Origin of the sequence: Litoribacter ruber (assembly GCF_018449405.1) — a bacterium.
GTDB classification, from domain to species: Bacteria; Bacteroidota; Bacteroidia; order Cytophagales; family Cyclobacteriaceae; genus Litoribacter; species Litoribacter ruber.
This window is the reverse complement of record NZ_JAHCMY010000001.1, coordinates 762,248-778,493: the sequence shown is the minus strand read 5'-3', so window position 1 is coordinate 778,493 and position 16,246 is coordinate 762,248. Positions and strand designations below refer to the sequence as shown.

Annotated in this window: 16 protein-coding genes; 6 read left to right on the top strand and 10 right to left on the bottom strand. The window is 41.3% G+C overall.

Annotated features, from left to right (window positions below; all coding sequences use genetic code 11):
• Window positions 1-13: 13 nt before the first annotated feature.
• The 4 genes from KI659_RS03285 to KI659_RS03270 all read right to left on the bottom strand — a co-directional run bounded on the left by KI659_RS03285 (window position 14) and on the right by KI659_RS03270 (window position 2,847).
• Window positions 14-820: a hypothetical protein gene (locus KI659_RS03285; protein ID WP_213943899.1), complete on the bottom strand. Its 807-nt coding sequence runs from the start codon at window positions 818-820 to the stop codon at window positions 14-16.
• Window positions 821-1,585: a UDP-2,3-diacylglucosamine diphosphatase gene (locus tag KI659_RS03280; protein ID WP_213943898.1), complete on the bottom strand. Its 765-nt coding sequence runs from the start codon at window positions 1,583-1,585 to the stop codon at window positions 821-823. It lies immediately after the preceding gene.
• Window positions 1,586-1,648: 63 nt separating this feature from the next.
• A complete protein-coding gene (locus tag KI659_RS03275) occupies window positions 1,649-2,134 on the bottom strand; it encodes a methylated-DNA--[protein]-cysteine S-methyltransferase (protein ID WP_213943897.1) in 486 nt (161 codons plus the stop codon).
• Between the two features lie 137 nt (window positions 2,135-2,271).
• Window positions 2,272-2,847: a hypothetical protein gene (locus KI659_RS03270; RefSeq protein WP_213943896.1), complete on the bottom strand. Its 576-nt coding sequence runs from the start codon at window positions 2,845-2,847 to the stop codon at window positions 2,272-2,274.
• A gap of 383 nt (window positions 2,848-3,230) precedes the next feature.
• Between KI659_RS03270 and KI659_RS03265 the strand changes: the two genes are divergently transcribed.
• Window positions 3,231-3,734 carry a GreA/GreB family elongation factor gene (locus KI659_RS03265; RefSeq protein ID WP_213943895.1) on the top strand — a complete coding sequence of 168 codons (504 nt, stop codon included), beginning with the start codon at window positions 3,231-3,233 and terminating at the stop codon, window positions 3,732-3,734.
• 3 nt (window positions 3,735-3,737) lie between these two features.
• Here KI659_RS03265 and KI659_RS03260 read toward each other — a convergent pair whose 3' ends face one another.
• A complete protein-coding gene (locus KI659_RS03260) occupies window positions 3,738-4,214 on the bottom strand; it encodes a DUF6508 domain-containing protein (RefSeq protein WP_213943894.1) in 477 nt (158 codons plus the stop codon).
• A 325-nt stretch (window positions 4,215-4,539) separates the two neighbouring features.
• Between KI659_RS03260 and KI659_RS03255 the strand changes: the two genes are divergently transcribed.
• The 3 genes from KI659_RS03255 to KI659_RS03245 all read left to right on the top strand — a co-directional run bounded on the left by KI659_RS03255 (window position 4,540) and on the right by KI659_RS03245 (window position 7,494).
• Window positions 4,540-5,763, top strand: coding sequence for an exo-alpha-sialidase (locus KI659_RS03255; RefSeq protein WP_213943893.1), 1,224 nt, complete (start codon window positions 4,540-4,542; stop codon window positions 5,761-5,763).
• A 189-nt stretch (window positions 5,764-5,952) separates the two neighbouring features.
• Window positions 5,953-6,846 (top strand): bestrophin family protein, encoded by an 894-nt coding sequence (locus KI659_RS03250; protein WP_213943892.1) that lies wholly within the window; start codon window positions 5,953-5,955, stop codon window positions 6,844-6,846.
• A gap of 27 nt (window positions 6,847-6,873) precedes the next feature.
• Window positions 6,874-7,494: a carbonic anhydrase family protein gene (locus tag KI659_RS03245; RefSeq protein WP_213943891.1), complete on the top strand. Its 621-nt coding sequence runs from the start codon at window positions 6,874-6,876 to the stop codon at window positions 7,492-7,494.
• Between the two features lie 15 nt (window positions 7,495-7,509).
• Here the strand turns inward: KI659_RS03245 and KI659_RS03240 are convergent, their stop codons facing one another.
• Together KI659_RS03240 and KI659_RS03235 are read right to left on the bottom strand one after the other, a co-directional pair.
• Window positions 7,510-8,097, bottom strand: coding sequence for an SAM-dependent methyltransferase (locus KI659_RS03240; RefSeq protein ID WP_246535269.1), 588 nt, complete (start codon window positions 8,095-8,097; stop codon window positions 7,510-7,512).
• A gap of 44 nt (window positions 8,098-8,141) precedes the next feature.
• Complete coding sequence (locus KI659_RS03235; protein ID WP_213943890.1) at window positions 8,142-9,530, bottom strand: APC family permease; 1,389 nt, start codon at window positions 9,528-9,530, stop codon at window positions 8,142-8,144.
• 192 nt (window positions 9,531-9,722) lie between these two features.
• Here KI659_RS03235 and KI659_RS03230 point away from each other — a divergent pair, with 192 nt between their 5' ends.
• Window positions 9,723-10,475 carry an SDR family NAD(P)-dependent oxidoreductase gene (locus KI659_RS03230; RefSeq protein ID WP_213943889.1) on the top strand — a complete coding sequence of 251 codons (753 nt, stop codon included), beginning with the start codon at window positions 9,723-9,725 and terminating at the stop codon, window positions 10,473-10,475.
• A 61-nt stretch (window positions 10,476-10,536) separates the two neighbouring features.
• Here KI659_RS03230 and KI659_RS03225 read toward each other — a convergent pair whose 3' ends face one another.
• Window positions 10,537-11,187, bottom strand: coding sequence for a DUF4328 domain-containing protein (locus KI659_RS03225; RefSeq protein ID WP_213943888.1), 651 nt, complete (start codon window positions 11,185-11,187; stop codon window positions 10,537-10,539).
• Between the two features lie 372 nt (window positions 11,188-11,559).
• Here KI659_RS03225 and KI659_RS03220 point away from each other — a divergent pair, with 372 nt between their 5' ends.
• Complete coding sequence (locus KI659_RS03220; protein ID WP_213943887.1) at window positions 11,560-12,078, top strand: CinA family protein; 519 nt, start codon at window positions 11,560-11,562, stop codon at window positions 12,076-12,078.
• Window positions 12,079-12,105: 27 nt separating this feature from the next.
• On the opposite strand, the gene KI659_RS03215 is transcribed toward KI659_RS03220, so the two are convergent.
• Together KI659_RS03215 and KI659_RS03210 are read right to left on the bottom strand one after the other, a co-directional pair.
• Window positions 12,106-13,605 carry a PAS domain-containing sensor histidine kinase gene (locus KI659_RS03215; RefSeq protein WP_213943886.1) on the bottom strand — a complete coding sequence of 500 codons (1,500 nt, stop codon included), beginning with the start codon at window positions 13,603-13,605 and terminating at the stop codon, window positions 12,106-12,108.
• Window positions 13,606-13,863: 258 nt separating this feature from the next.
• Window positions 13,864-16,062 (bottom strand): bifunctional alpha,alpha-trehalose-phosphate synthase (UDP-forming)/trehalose-phosphatase, encoded by a 2,199-nt coding sequence (locus KI659_RS03210; protein ID WP_317195911.1) that lies wholly within the window; start codon window positions 16,060-16,062, stop codon window positions 13,864-13,866.
• Window positions 16,063-16,246: the final 184 nt, after the last annotated feature.

The following is a 16,246-nucleotide window of genomic DNA, read 5'->3' as shown; positions in this document are numbered from 1 at the left end:
GATTTAACAGAAATTATCTAAACGGATTCTCAAAAACCTGAAAGCCATTATCATTATAAAGCACTAAAATACCACCTTGCAACTGTACAGCATGTCTAGAATAATCAGGTAGCTTAAACCCCTCCACTTCCCCAGTGCGGTAATCCTGTCTTCTCAATCCATCCTTCTTTACATAATAAAGGTGGTTTCCGAATAGCGCAAGTCGGTCCTGCCCCTGATAAGTGTGTTGCCGCAAATAGTTGCCCTGATTGTCAAAAACAAACACCTTGGTATCGGTTCGGACAAAAAGCAGGTTTTGATACTCCCTGATTTCCTCGATTTCCAGTGCTTCTTCCCCCAACAACAAACTCAGTGGCTGATGCTGCAAAACGACCATCCGTCGGTGATCCAGTTTCAGCAGGTCCAGATTGCTCTCATCAAACACCCAAAGCGCCTGATTGTTACCTAAAGTCGCTGCCCGGATAATCCCAACAGGACTATCCAGTTTGTTGGAAACAATCTGGTTGAGAAATCTATCAAAGATATTGAACTCCTGCAGATCATAGGAAAAAGAGAAGATGTTGACCGTTCGATCAGCATCCAGTTGCGTTACCTGGGCCTGCCGACTGGGAGAAAAATGGTTGACCTGCTCCCCTTTGGCATTGAACTGATATATACCCCCACTAGCATCGGAAACAAAAATATTATCCCGGTTATCAATGGCCAAAAGCCCTAAACTTTGCATTTCCACTTCGGCAAGAGGCCTTAATTCAATTTCCTCTTGGGCAAAAAGTCTTGCCGTGGTGAGAAATATCGCGAGCAATGTAAGCCTGAACCGCATTTAAAACTTATATGATTTAATACTCATCTCCTCCCCATCAAACTCACCGTAGGTATATTGACTTACCCATTCACCCAGATTATAATACTTGCCCCTCTCTCCCACAGGAAGCTCCAAAGGCAGGTGGCGGTGTCCAAATATATAAAAGTCATGATGCATCTGGTTTTCTACCTGCTTGCAATATTGCCACAACCACTCATCCTCCCCTTTAAACTGATCTTCGTTCTTCTGCATGTTGGTGATGCGGCTGCTGCCCGACCACTTTTGGGCAATGCGAATTCCTATATCGGGGTGCAGCCATTTAAAAAACCATTGACAGGCTTCATTGGTAAACACCTTTTTGAGCACTTTGTATTTCTTATCCCCCGGCCCCAGCCCATCACCATGACCGACAAGAAACTTTTTATCATTTATCTTAATTTGGATAGGGTTTCCATAAACCGGAACATCAAGCTCTTGCGTAAAATAATCCTTCATCCACAAGTCGTGATTGCCTGTAAAAAAGATAATAGGTATGCCCTTATCCCTCAAGTCGGCGATCTTGCCCATAAACCTGATAAAGCCTTTTGGAATCACCTTATCATACTCAAACCAAAAATCGAACACATCACCAACCAAAAACAAGGCAGCGGCCTCCTTCTCGATACTGTTAAGCCAACGGATGATTTTTTCCTCCCGTTTTTTACTGCTTTGGGGATCGGGTGCGCCGAGATGAAAATCGGATGCGAAAAATACTTTCTGGCCAGGTTTTAGACTTATGTTCATGTTTTGGGGATAAGCTGCAAATTTAGAAACTTTATCCCATCGACAAAAAGTCGGCCGCGCAAACTAAAACCCAAGGCAATATTGATTGCCTGGCAGATCGCGCATTTCCAGCTGTAAAAGCTTCACTTTTCTCCACAAGCCCCCTGCATATCCGGTGAGGGCTCCTGACTTGGAAATGACCCGGTGGCAGGGCACCACGATCAAGAGCGGGTTATCCCCGTTGGCTGCACCCACAGCCCGGGCTCCGTTTTTACTTTCCAACTGATGGGCGATTGTCTCGTAGCTGCAAGTCCTTCCATAAGGGATTTCACTCACTTTTTGCCATACTTTTTTCTGAAAAACCGTCCCTTTCGACTCTATCGGAAAATCAAACCGGCGCAGATCCCCATCCAGATAGCTTTTCAACTGCCTTCTCACTTCCAATAGAAACACGGAACTTATTTCCAGCGAAAAGTTCTCCTCTGTAAAATTTAGCGACACCAGTTTCTCGTCTTCTGCTTCCAGCCTAATATTGCCTAGACTGGAGCGCATGACCATCATTTCTCTCATAATAAAAAATTCCAGCCTAAATTTAAGGTATTCTTTACGATTAAAAAACTAATGGAGTAATTGCAAACCCCTCCACATGTAGGCATAGAAAAAGCCGCCAAATTAAAAGCGGCTTAAGGTTTGGTCACAATCTTAGCTTAATTATGAAAATACTGCTTATGACCATTTTTATCGGTCACCACCACATAAACTCTATCCTTGGAAATGGATTTCAAATTGTATTTTCTTACAAATGGCTCATCATTTTCAATAAATTCCCGATAGACAACTTTGTTTTCATCATCAATTAATTTGACATCCAAGCCGGCTTGGTTCACCTCATAAACGGAAAGCTTCATAGAGTTGTCGGATTTTCCTTTTTTCACGATGGCTTTAAAGCCTTGAGTTTTTGGAGCCCGGTTCTTGGTTTCGATGATGTGGTCAACCTTTTCCAGCTTGTTTTCAATTCTAATCAAATAAGCTCCAGTAGGTAAATCGGAAAGGTCATAAGGGATTGTCACGCTTTCTTTTACACTTACTGATCGGGTGTGAAGTCTGTTGCCCTCTTTATCATAAAGAGAAACCTTCACTCTTCCTGCTCCCTCCAATAGGGTAACTTTTGCTTTATCATATGCGAAAGCAACACCTGAGAGTTCTGTCAATTGGTTTTTTGGGTCGGCAACACTCATCAAGGTAATACCGAAGGCCAGTGCGAATGTGAATAAGGTTTTCATAGCTAGTAGATTTTAGAAGTTCGTTTCCTCTTCTAATCCATCTTCTATTCCACTCTAATCCCCTCAGGGTCAAACAGTATTAACACTAAATTTGGCATGGAAACCCACCTGTCCGTTTTCAAGCAATTTTGTATTTTGAATTGTCCAAATGTTTCAATTCGGACAATTATCATGGAAAAATCTTATTTTTAGATAGAAAAAAAATTCACTTACCACTTAAAATATTTTTTCAAAAAAACACCTTCATAAATGTCCTATCAGCACTCCGTACAAAAGCGGACAGATTTTGTTCATTATTGCATCTTTATGATGGAGAAAATGAAAAATAAACAGTTTGTCAGGTAATTGTTTAGTATATAGAGCTAGAACAAATTATACTAAAGATGAGTAGAGGTTTTGTAAAGGAAGAAGATCAAGAGGAAGCGCCAATCATACCGCCAAGGGCTGCTCTGCCTGCCGGTGTTGCCAACTATGTGACGCCAGAGGGTCTACAGGCCTTACTGGATGAAAAAGCTGAACTGGAAATGGCCAAATCCCAAAACAAGCAGGAAAATGATGCCGCCCGCCGCTATGAAAACCTGATGATCGAAGGGAAGCTTAAGCTGCTGATCGAGCGCATTAATTCGGCGAAAGTGGTGGAAAGCAGTGGAAATATGGACGAAGCAAGGTTCGGCTCAACTGTAACCCTGAAAACCATTTCAGGGCTAAAACCCGGTATGGTGAGGAAATTCAAAATTGTGGGCGTGGACGAGGCGGATGTGAAAAAGAATAAAATCGCCTTTACAGCCCCTATTGCCAAGGCTGTCATCGGGAAGCGGCTAAATGAAAAGTTGGAGTTCCAAATAGGCAATACTGTGGAAAAGCTGGAACTTCTTGATCTGGCTTGATCCTCAGCTCGGTCTGGCTGTATTACTATAGGTCATTTTATTTTCAAACTGGTGGCGGATGGCTTTTATCAGGGCGAAAAGAAATTTATCCTGAAGTCTGGACGATATACCTCCCGGAGTTTCTTTTTCACTCATGGCCAATACCGTCAATATCTTGCACAAAGTAAGTGGATTTAGAAGAATAAGGTCTTCATAGCGGTTGTTTTTGAAGTCCTTCAACTCATCTTTCCACTCTTCCCAGTCAAAACCAACGCATAGACCGGTGAGTTTGATACAATCTAAAAACCTAGTATCAAAACCCTCCAAATTATAATATGCCTGGGCATTTTTAGTAGTCAACACCCTTCCCATGCACTTGTCTACCCATTGGTACTCTTTCTCAATCTCATTCGCTAATGAAAAGAGAGGCTCCAATGTCTCGGCTTGCATGCCTTGCCATATCCCCGGGAATTTTTCTATCGGCGTTAATGAAATATCCATTATCCAATCGTTAAACTTTTTTAATTCTTATATTGACAAATGTATATCGCTGAGTTTACAATACCTAGTAAACACTTTTATACTTTTTATAATTTCTTACTCACATTTAATCAATACATACTCAATATCAATTAATTAGACTTCTAGCTATAGAAACCCATTTGTATAATTATTGTAAGATTATATTAGCTTATATCCTTACTTTATGTTTAACATAACTAGACTTATGTTGAACAAAAAAATACGGTTACTAAAAACAACTGTTTAAACATATTTAATAAGCTTTTGCTATCTTGTCAGTCTTACCCGCAAAACCTACGATATTATGAATAAATCCATATTGACTATTGTCACAATGCTATTAATAGTAGGATGTAATCAGGAAAAAGCCTCTGAAAAAAATGAAACGCCTGCCGTAACTCAGCTACAATTCGACATGGATCAAAATGCGAAATATGGGCAACCCTACTTATATTCCAATCAAGCTGATGTGGTAATGATGAGTTTTATCAAAACTGAAGGGGACCAACACAGCCTTTTTTACACATATTTACAGAATAATGAATGGTCAGAACCCCAAAAGATTGCCACAGGAAGTGACTGGTTCGTAAATTGGGCCGATTACCCACAGATTAGCAGCTTCAAGGAAAATAGCCTCATAAGTTTTTTCCTTCAAAAAAGTGGAGAAGGAGTTTACTCTTACGATATTAAATTATCCCATTCTGAAGGTGGCAACACCTGGTCCGACCCGCATCCCCTTCACGATGATGGAAAGGAAGCAGAGCATGGCTTTGTTTCATTTGTACCCTATGAGGATAAAATGCTGGCCGCTTGGCTGGACGGTAGAAATACAGCAGGCGGACATGACGCACACCATGGCCACAACGGTGGGGCTATGACTTTAAGAGCTGCTCTGCTAGATAAACACGGCAACAAACCTATAGAGTGGGAATTGGATGACAAAGTTTGCGACTGCTGCCAAACGAGCGCAACACTTACGTCCAAGGGCCCTGTGATCGTATATCGAGACCGCTCCGATGAAGAGGTGCGAAACATCAGCATCGTAAGATATGTTGACGGGGAATGGACCTCACCCCGCCCAGTCTATCCCGACAATTGGAAAATACCGGGCTGCCCTGTAAACGGACCAAGAATTGATGGTAAGGGAAACCTACTGGGCGTGGCATGGTTTGCTGCCCCTAATGGCAGACCAGAGGTAAAGGTGGCTTTTTCCCAAGACGCCGGGGAAAACTTTAAGCAACCTATTCCTATCAATTCAGGAAATACCATAGGCAGAGTGGATTTTACCTTGATCGATGAAGAAAGCGGTATTGTAAGCTGGATGGAAGGGGCTGATATTTTGGCCAGAAAGATAAATGTGGATGGAAATGTAGGGCCGATTGTCCAGATTGCCTCCTCCTCAGACCAGAGAAGCAGCGGTTTTCCCCAAATGACCAAAAGCGGAGACAAGCTGGTTTTTGCCTGGACTGACACCAAAAAAGATAATTCTGAAATACTCACTGCACAAATCTCGGTGGCGGCCTTCTAACCCACCTGTTTGGTAAATCTCACCAAATTTAGTAACTTTAATTAAACCCAATTCACGGGCCTTTTGGAATACAAAGGCTTTTTTTATGGAATCTATTCAATAAAACGGGGTATAATCACCTAAACTAATGTGACATATCGGGAGTTTATCCTATATGCTTTTCTTAACCTACTAATTTACATCCTAGGAATGCTAATCCCCAAAAAAGTCCCATACCTATACATAATCAGCAAAATAAGATATGACTTGCTCTATGTATTGGTGGTCGGAGCAATTGTACATTTTTTGACTAGGTCATTTTACACCTATCTACCCGAAATGCCCCTATCCATTCCGATGTTTATGGGTACGGCTATCTCCATCCTGCTTTCTTTCAAAATGGCCCAGTCCTACGACCGATGGTGGGAGGCACGAAAAGTTTGGGGAGCCATAGTCAACGACTCCAGAAGTTTCACCATCCAACTACAAACTTTTATTGACCAATCTTTTTCCCCGTTGATCCGTAAAATGGCATTTAGGCAGATTGCCTGGTGCTATGTGTTGGGGCGGTCTTTGAGAGGACTGCCTCCTTTGGAGGAAATGGAAAAATACTTAGAAGAAGAAGAAATCATTAAAATCTCCAAACATACCAATAAGGCTTTGGCTATTCAGCAGCTGAATGCCAGAGATTTAAAAGAATTAAAAGACCAGGGTGAAATCGATAGTTTCACACATGTACATATTAACAGCACGATTTCTAGATTAATAGACCATATGGGAATGGCAGAAAGGATCAACAACACCTTCTTCCCGGTCACATATAAGATGTTTCTTCACATGTCAATTTACCTATTCGTCATCATCCTATCGATTTCACTGCGACATGTGAGTTTCATATTTGAAATACCCTTGCTGGTAGCGATTTCCTCGGTTTTCTTTCTTCTGGAAAAAGCAGCCTCGCACCTGCAAGATCCCTTCGAAAACAAGCCAAATGACACCCCTGTGACGGCTATTGCAAGAACCATCGAGGTCAATATCAAACAGCTACTTGAAAAACAGAAGGTTCCAAGCCCACTGAAGCCGGATGGCTTCTATATTTTATAAATTTCATTAACCTAAACTATAACTACAATGCTAAAAGCACACACAAAAGACACCCAAAGTCAAATCAATCCCGACAAGGCGATTGAAATCCTTAAAGAAGGAAATGAAAGGTTTGTCAAAAACCTAAAGGCTGAAAGAAACTTACTTGAACAGGTTCAGGATACTACCATGGGTCAGTTTCCATTTGCTACTGTTTTGAGTTGCATGGACTCCAGAACTTCCGTAGAACTGATTTTTGATCAGGGTATTGGAGATATATTCAGCATCAGGGTGGCAGGTAATGTTGTCAATGAAGATGTATTGGGAAGCATGGAGTATGGCTGCAAGGCCGTAGGTACCAGAATTGTACTTGTTTTGGGACATACGAAATGCGGGGCGGTTGCGGGTGCTTGTGACCATTTTGAAATGGGCAACCTGACTTCCCTATTGAAGAAAATCGAACCAGCCATGGAAAGAGCGGAAACATCTGGAGAGAAAAATGGCCAAAACGTCGATTATGTCAATGAAGTGGTAAAGAAAAACGTGGAAGTGGTGATCGAACAGATCCGCGATAAAAGCCCAATTGTGGATGACTTAGAAAAAAGCGGTGACATTAAAATCGTAGGAGCCATATATGATGTGGACAACGGAAAAGTCACGTGGTTATAAAATTAAAAGCCAGGGTTAATGCCCTGGCTTTTTTTGATAATCTTTTTCGGGTACCACCCAATAATAAATGGTGTGGACAAACCCTTTGTCCGTCTCGATCTTTTTCATTTTCTGGGGCTCCCAATCTCCCATATCGTAGTTATGCGAAACTACACGGGTACCTGGTTTTAGATCCAATATTTTAGGCCTAAGCTTCATATTTACTTGGGGCAATAAATAGAGTGTTACCACCGTCGCCTCACTGAAATCGACATCAAAAATATTCGCTTCAATAAACTTCACCTTGTCGGTTACTTGTTCTTTTTCAGCTCTTGCATTTGCTTCCTCTATCCTTAACGGGTTGATATCCACTCCCACTCCTCTTGTCCCAAACCTTTTGGCCGCAGTGATGGGAATCCTGCCGTCTCCTGACCCCAAATCGTAAAGAACATCCTCCCCTTTAACATCGGCCATTTCCAGCATTTCATTGACAATGATCTCTTTCGTTGGCACATAGGGCACGTCTAGGGCAACAGAAGGTTTTGTAAACTGCTGTGCAAAGACCATTGGGGAAATACAAAAAAACAATAATCCCCCTGAAAATATTTTAAGTAAATTTTTCATTAGAACTTTATGGTTAAGTGAATTATATCATAACTAATTACTGGTCATTTTGATTTTATCTCTTTCCTTTTTTGGAGAAATAAAGGGAAAAATCCCAAAACCAGGACTCCAATCCCTACCAAAGCTCCCCAGCCTGTATAGGCAATACTGGAATATAAAAGATAAAGACTGGTCAAGCAGAAGATTATTGGCAAGACAGGATAAAGAGGTACTTGGAAAGCGAATTTCTGTTTTCCATTCTTAACTCTTAAGATAAAAAGGGCAATTCCCGCTAACAGAAAAAAGAACCAGAAAACTGGTGCCGTGTATTCCACCATGGTTTCAAAACCATCTCTAGAAAATACACCAAGCCCAACTAATAATAAGGATATCACTCCCTGAACAAGAAAAGCAATTTTAGGCACGGATAAGTCGTGGTTCCAATTGCCGAGTGCAGAAAACACCTCAAAATCTCTTCCCAATGCATAATTGGACCTAGCGCCTGTAAAAATAGTGGCATTGGCGGAAGTCAAAGCAGCCACAGCCACCAGCAGTACAATCACAATAGCCCAGCCCCTACCCAAGCTTGCCAGCATCATATCACTAGCGATAGCAGTAGAGCCAGCCATCCCCTCAAGACCTAAAACCTTCAAATAAGACAGGTTAATTAAAGTATATAATAATGTGATAACTCCAATTCCAATGATCAGTGCCCTGACCATCTGCTTTCGACCATACTTAAGCTCCGCGGAGATATAGGCGGCTTCATTCCACCCCCCAAAAGTCAATAAGACAAAAACCATTGCTAGGCCAAAATTAGTACCTAATACCGACTCCTCTTTCATCAATTCTGCGTCGCCAATTACTTCTTGGCTATAAAACACCCCCACTCCAATCAACAGCAGGATTCCAACAATCTCCAGCAATGTTAACACTTTCTGAACACCCGTTCCCATGTTCACCCCAATAATATTAATGCCGGTGAGCAGGCAAATGGCGAGAGCGGCATAAATCACCGATGAAAATTCTCCCAAACTGAAAAGCTGGGTAGCATAATCCCCAAATATAAAAGCTAGAAGCGCAATAGAACCCGTCTGGATGACGCTCATCCGGGCCCATGCAAACAGAAAGGCTATTTTTCTGCCAAATGACAAGCGAATAAAATGATAATCTCCACCTGCATTGGGATAAGCTGTGGTCAATTCTGCATAGCATAGCGCCCCAATAAAGGAAAATAAACCGCCGAGCACCCACACCCCAATAAAACCCATTCCAGTCTCCACATTGGCCGCTACCAAAGACGGGGTCTTAAAAATCCCCGCCCCCACTACCAGCCCGACAATCAGGGCCACTGCGTCCGTGGTTGTTAAAGACTTTTTAGGATTGTAAGTTTTTTCCGGATTAATCTGATTCTTCATGGCAAAAGCATCAGTACTGGACTCAGAATGTTTCATGGTAAAAAATAATGGGTGGATAACTTCTTAGGTTATAACCATGAAGCCCAAAGGCTGTTTAAACTAACTTCTTGAAAGCAAACAAACTGCTTTGGTATTCGATCGGCCTTGAGTATTTTTATATTAATAAAATTGCATTATCAACTTTGAAGACAACCCTATTTTTACCCATTCACTTTAAATCCCAAATTGATGAAAACACTTGAAAACAAAATTGCCCTAGTCACCGGAGCAGGCTCTGGTATCGGCCATGCCGTCGCCATCTCTTACGCCAAAGAAGGCGCCAAAGTAATAGTCAGTGACCTCAATGAGGATGGCGGCCACAAAACCGTAGACGACATCAAAAAAGACGGCGGCGAGGCCTTTTTCATAAAGGCCGATGTAGGCACGGCTGATGGAAATGAGGAACTGGTAAAAAGAACAGTTGAAAAATATGGTTCCTTGCACATCGCCTGCAACAATGCCGGAATAGGAGGCCCAATGGGAATGACAGGAGAATACCCAGTTGAAGGCTGGGACAAGGTCATCGCTGTAAACCTCTCAGGGGTTTTTTATGGAATGAGGTATCAAATTCCAGAAATGCTGAAGGCAGGTGGTGGCGCAATAGTGAATATGGCCTCCATCCTTGGCAATGTGGGCACACGCTATTCTCCTGCCTATGTAGCGGCCAAACATGGTGTAGTAGGGCTGACCAAGGCTTCAGCCTTGGAGTATGCCAACCAAAATATCCGAATCAACTCTGTGGGGCCAGCCTACATCAAAACACCTTTACTGGACAATAACCTCACCCAGGAACAACTCGACGGACTGGTTATCCTCCACCCTATCGGGCGGCTTGGCCAATCCCCAGAGGTAGCTGAATTAGTACTGTGGCTGAGTTCTGACAAGGCGTCTTTTGTCACGGGCTCCTATTATCCGGTTGACGGTGGATACCTCGCACAATAGGCATCAAAAAAGGGCTGAAGAATAAACTTCAGCCCTTTAGCACTACTTAAACCCAAACTAATCAAGCTCCTATCAAATTCTTTCTTGTTGCTATCAAATCCCTTTCATACTCCATAACTTTGTGTATCAAACTAAAGGTAACAAACAGTGTCAAAAGCCCAAGCAAATCCATAAAAATGCCCATTTGAGTCGCATTGTGCATTTCTGCAAAAGTATTGGCGTGGAATGCCAAACGCAGGTAAACTATTCTGCCAATCACATTTACCACACAAAGTGCCCACCAAAGGTCTATTAAGGGAGTCTTCTGAACTTGGGTACCATAATTAAATTCCTGGGTTTTAACCCAAATCTCTTTCATGATCTGATAGGGATGATAGAAATTATAGAAAGGCATCAGCCAACACACTATTGACCAACGCTCATTGAAAGCCAAGCTTTTGGAATCGATCTGGTGGAGGTTATGGTAAGCGGTTTTAAACCACTTCACAAACAAATAGGCAGATCCAATAAGAAAGATGATTTGCAGATTTCCCAATAAACCCTGCCTTAGGTCCACCATCATGGATGGAATGGCGTTTCTACTGGTCATTCCGGACAACATCTGCAATTCCAGATAACTGAAAAACAAGCAGGAAAGTGTTAGAAAGAACACAATTGCCAATACGGACAATACTCTGTAAGCTCGATAATCATTCTGTAAAATTTGTCCCATAATGAATGTGTTTGAAGGTAAGAAATTGATTTAAAATTTAAATACGCTTTTTTGTAGACAATCAACATTTAATACAAAATTTTCGATTAGTCTTCATATCAAATCAACCAATAAATTTTATAATTATCAAAAAAAATATCACAAAGCAAAATAAGAGATACAAAAACAAAATTTATTACTTTAAAGAACATCCTAGTCTCTACACCCCTGTTCATCAATCGGATACCATTTAAAAACAAAGCTATCTTAGCTATTATTAGGACCAGAAATTGGAATGGTTTTAGTTAAGTGTCAAGTACACTTTTCAATATAAATTTAATAAAATGCATGAATGCTTTCCTGCAGGACTGCGAAGCAGATTAATAGATATCTATGGGAAAAGACAAACCTATTGCGTTTTATAAGGACGTTAAAGATCAACTTGACTTGATTAAGGACCATTGTAGGAAAAACAAACGGACCATTGCTGTGGCCGAAAGCGCTTCTTCTGGAGCACTTCAGTTATTGTTTAGCGCAGAAGAGGAAGCAGGTTTGTTTTTTGAAGGCGGACTGACGGTCTACAATTGCGAGCAAAAGAAAAGGCAACTGAAAGTCCCACTTTCCTTGAGCGAACCTTGTAACGGTGTATCCTGGGAAGTGTCCAAAATGTTGGCTTTAAATATTTGCGACCTTTACCAATCAGATTACGGATTGGCGTTGACAGGTTTTGCCTCAACTTTTCCAGAAGAAGGAATTTTTGATCTCTATGCCTTTGGAGCAGCTTCTTACAAAGGCGAGCTATTATTTTGCGAAAAAATTGAAAGCGAAAAGGAAACTCCTGAAGAAAGACGCGAAGATTACGCCGCCCTGTTAATTAAGAAATTTGCAGAATACTTGGAGCAAAAAAAATGAGACCGGGCAAACCCGGTCTCATTTTTTTTATTTTTGATTGGGAAACTCTACAAAGAAAGTTGTTCCTTTTCCTTCTTCACTCTCCACCCAGATCGTACCGCCTATGGCGTCCACTTGGGTTTTGGTCAGAAAAAGGCCGAATCCTTTAGAATTGGGATGTTTTTTTTGTGGTTTGATCTCAAAGATGGACTCATCCCCACCTTTTATTTGCATGCCTATACCATTATCCTTTATAGTAAGCAAGGTACTGTCATTTACATGCTCAGCGCCGACTATGATATGTAATTTTCTTTCCGGAGAATGATATTTAAATGCATTACTTAGGAGGTTTTCCAAAATACTGTCAAAATATTTTGGGGGACATTTGATGGTTTTTACCTCTTTTAAATCCAAATCTATCTTGGGGCTATAGAGAACAAGCTCGCTTTCAAATTTACCTAGACTTTTTTTTAGAGCAGATTCCAGGTCATTCCACTTGGAATCCATTTCAAGACTTTGGCTTACCCGTAGTCCTTCAATCAAGTATTCGAAAGTCTCCTGTAAATGTGTCACTTCAGGACGAAGTTTTGGTATCAGGTTCTTTCTGGTGGCTTCCTCCGAGGCTTTTTCCAAATCCTCAGTCAAATCGGCCAGGTTTTTTAATGGCTCTTTTAAGTTATCCAGCACTAGATCACAAAATCTCAATAGTTGCTTATTCTGGTCTTTTAGAGAGTTATGGCTTTGTCGGATTTTTTCCTCAGCTTTCTTTCTCTGGGTAATGTCGAGCACTATGGCTAAAAAGGCTTTGTTATCCCCGTGCCCCATTAACTGAAGGTGGATTTCTACCGGGTAAAGGCTCCCATCCTTTCTCAAATGCACCGTTTCAAACAGCACCTTTTCTTGAGAACCATCTATCAAAGGCTTAATCAAGTCCTGAAATTTCTGTTCTGTGAACTCAGGCTTTATATCTAGCGGAGTCATTTGTTTTACCTCATTGACCTGGTAGCCGCTGTTGTTTAATGCTCCATCATTGATGTACAAAAACTTCAATGTATCTGCATCGAAGAGGTAAATCTCATTGACACTATGCTGGATTACATTTAGAAGTTTGACTTCCTGACTCTGTACATGTTTGGTTTCGGTCACATCATTCAGAGTTCCAAAAACAATCAAAGGCTTACCTGCATTGTCATAGGCAATTTTAATTTCAAGAAAGAGTGTTTTAATGTTGCCGTTTTTAAGTTGCACCTTATGCATGAGGGCATCTATTTTGCCTTCTTCCAAAGCTAGGTTGAGCGCCTTTTTGACTCTCTCTCTATCTTCTTCCACCACAAGGTTTATGTAAGGGTCAAAACCCTGCCCTTTTTTGCCTTCAATTTTAAAAATATCGGTAAGTTCTTCTGACCAGCTTAATTTTTTAAAAATCAAATCATAGTGCCAAGTGCCCCACTCTTTTGCTAAGGGATCCTGGGTAAGGGCCGAGAGTGCTTGGTTACGGGTAAATTCCTTTGCTCTTAGAGAAAGATTATCAAACATTGACTTAGACATGCTACTGAAATTTTGGGGACATAAGTGAAAACTGAATTTCAATGCCCTAAATAAAATAATTCACTTCACCACAAATCTTCTAGCTCACTTTAGAACTAACGTGCATTTAAGCGTTAATGATATTTTTTATGAAAGACTTTCAACGAAAATAATGCCAAAATGTTTAATAAAAACTGATTTTTATTAATCAGAAAATTGGATTAACGAAAATCAGTTGAATTCAGCAATTGCGGCTTTGCCTGTTTAAATATAAGTAATTTACACCAAATTCACGCCCTTTGAGGAGGGGGTATTGTTAAGACTGAGTCCTTTTAAGAACTCCCTCACTTGAAAATGATTTTGAAGATTATATTTGGCCCGTGTATAAGTGTAGCCCACACGTATAGTAACTGCACTTGGCGAGAGTTTTTTGAAAGTCTCCTCATCGGTCCAATTATCCCCAATTACTAAAATAAAATCATAGGATTTATTTTCCAGAAACTCCAGCGTCGCCTTACTTTTGCTGATATCGGGTTTTTTGATCTCCAGTGCTCTGTTACCTTCCAATACCTGAAGCTGATGTCCTCTAGCCACATATTTAAGATGACTAAATAGCTCCCGCTTTCTAAGATTTCCCAGCCCGCTCTCAACTTTCCTATAATGCCACACTAAGGAGTGTTCTTTTTCTTCCACAAAGGTCCCCGGTGTCCTTTCCACAAATTCATCCATCTCTTTTCGGAAAGCCGCTTTCCAATCATTGACTAGGTCTACTTTGGTTATCCACTTTTTTGAATCTTGGTGTTTCCAATAAACCCCATGTTCGGCCATTATATGGACAGGAGTGCCATCAAGCCACTTTTCCAAAGTAGCTTTATCCCTACCACTCACAATCACAATCTCCGAATTTTTGCTCAACTCTTTAAGTATATTTATTACTTGCTGATCTGGCTGTGCTTCCTCTGGTTTCTCTTTATAATCAATCAATGCCCCATCATAGTCCAAAAATATCACGGGATTTTCGGCTATTTCAAACCCTTGCTTGAGCAGGGACATTTCCTTTCTGCCTAAGAATCTGGATTTCAATTTCTGTTGCTTTTGAACTACCCTATCGAGTGAGGAAAGGAAAATCTTGCTCCAATGATACACATCATATTTACGAACAGTCTTTTGCATAGACTCCATCCTTTTCTGCTGCTCCTCAATCGGGCTATTAAGTGCAGCATAAATGGCTTGCTCCATCATTTTGATGTTATTGGGATTTACGATGATGGCCTCCTGAAGCTCCTTGCTGGCTCCTGCCATTTCGGAAAGCACCAGCACACCGTCGCCATTCGTTCTGGAAGCAATAAATTCCTTGCATACTAGGTTCATTCCATCCCGCAAGGGCGTCACCAGTGCCACCGAAGAAATCCTGTAATAAGCCACCAGTTCGTGAAATGATAGTCTTCGGTAGAAATAATGGATCGGAACCCAGTCTAGGGTGGAATATTTACTATTTATGCGACCTACCAGGGTATCAATCTTCTCCTTGAGGTCCATATACTCGGGCACCGTCGTCCTTGAGGGCATCACGATCATCACCATACTGACTTTTTCCAAATATTCAGGGTGATTGTCAATGAGTAAGTCAAAGGCCCTCAATCTTTGCAAAAGCCCTTTGCTATAATCCAGCCTGTCACTGGTAAGCACAAGTTTTTGGCTGCCCAATTCATGCTTATATTGGTGTACCAATTCGCAAACCTCCTTGCTTTCCGCAGCCTCTCTGAACTTATTATAATTTACTCCAAGGGGAAAAGAATCCACATTGACTAGGTGATGCGGGGTATGGATATACCCTGCTTCATGGTTGTACCCAAGGATTCTTCCAACCGAGCTTAAAAAGTGCCTCATGTCATCATAGGTGTTAAAACCTACCAGATCAGCTCCACACATGCCTTCAAGGATTTCTTTGCGCCAAGGTAACACCCTGAATATTTCGTAGGAAGGAAAGGGTATATGCTGGAAAAACCCGATTTTAAGTTCAGGCATTTGCTCTTTCAACATCTGAGGGAGCAACAATAGATGATAGTCATGGATCCAAACCGTGTCGCCAGCCTTTGCTTTTTTAAGGATAGCTTGACAGTAACGGTCATTTATCTTTTTGTATACCTCCCAAAGATCATCATCAAAGGCTATGTATTGTGTAAAATAATGGTAGGTTGGCCAAAGGGTCTCATTACAAAAGCCGTCGTAAAATTGCTCGGCTTCTTTTTGGTCCATAAAAATTGGAACCATTCCCTTTTCTTTGAGGGAAACAATCATTTCCGCCCTTTCCTCAGCTTCGGCCACCGCCACGCCTGGCCATCCAAACCAAAGATATTCTTCTTTATCCAATTGGTTAAGCAGTCCCGAGGCATATTCCCCCGCCAAAATCTGCACCACACTCTTATCCCCTCTTTCAGTCGAACTAATAGGCAACCTATTAGAAACTATTATCATTTTACCCATTTCATTCTTTTGATTTGGCCAATAAAAAAACCTACAATAAATACCTTGCAACTATTTACTGAGGTCACTGTAAAAACAGGCAGTATTCGAGCCAACTTGGGTATTTTGGCAAAAGGTACAATTAAAGCAAGTTGGCCGAAAAAATGCCCTGTTGGCTAAAATACCAATTACTGAT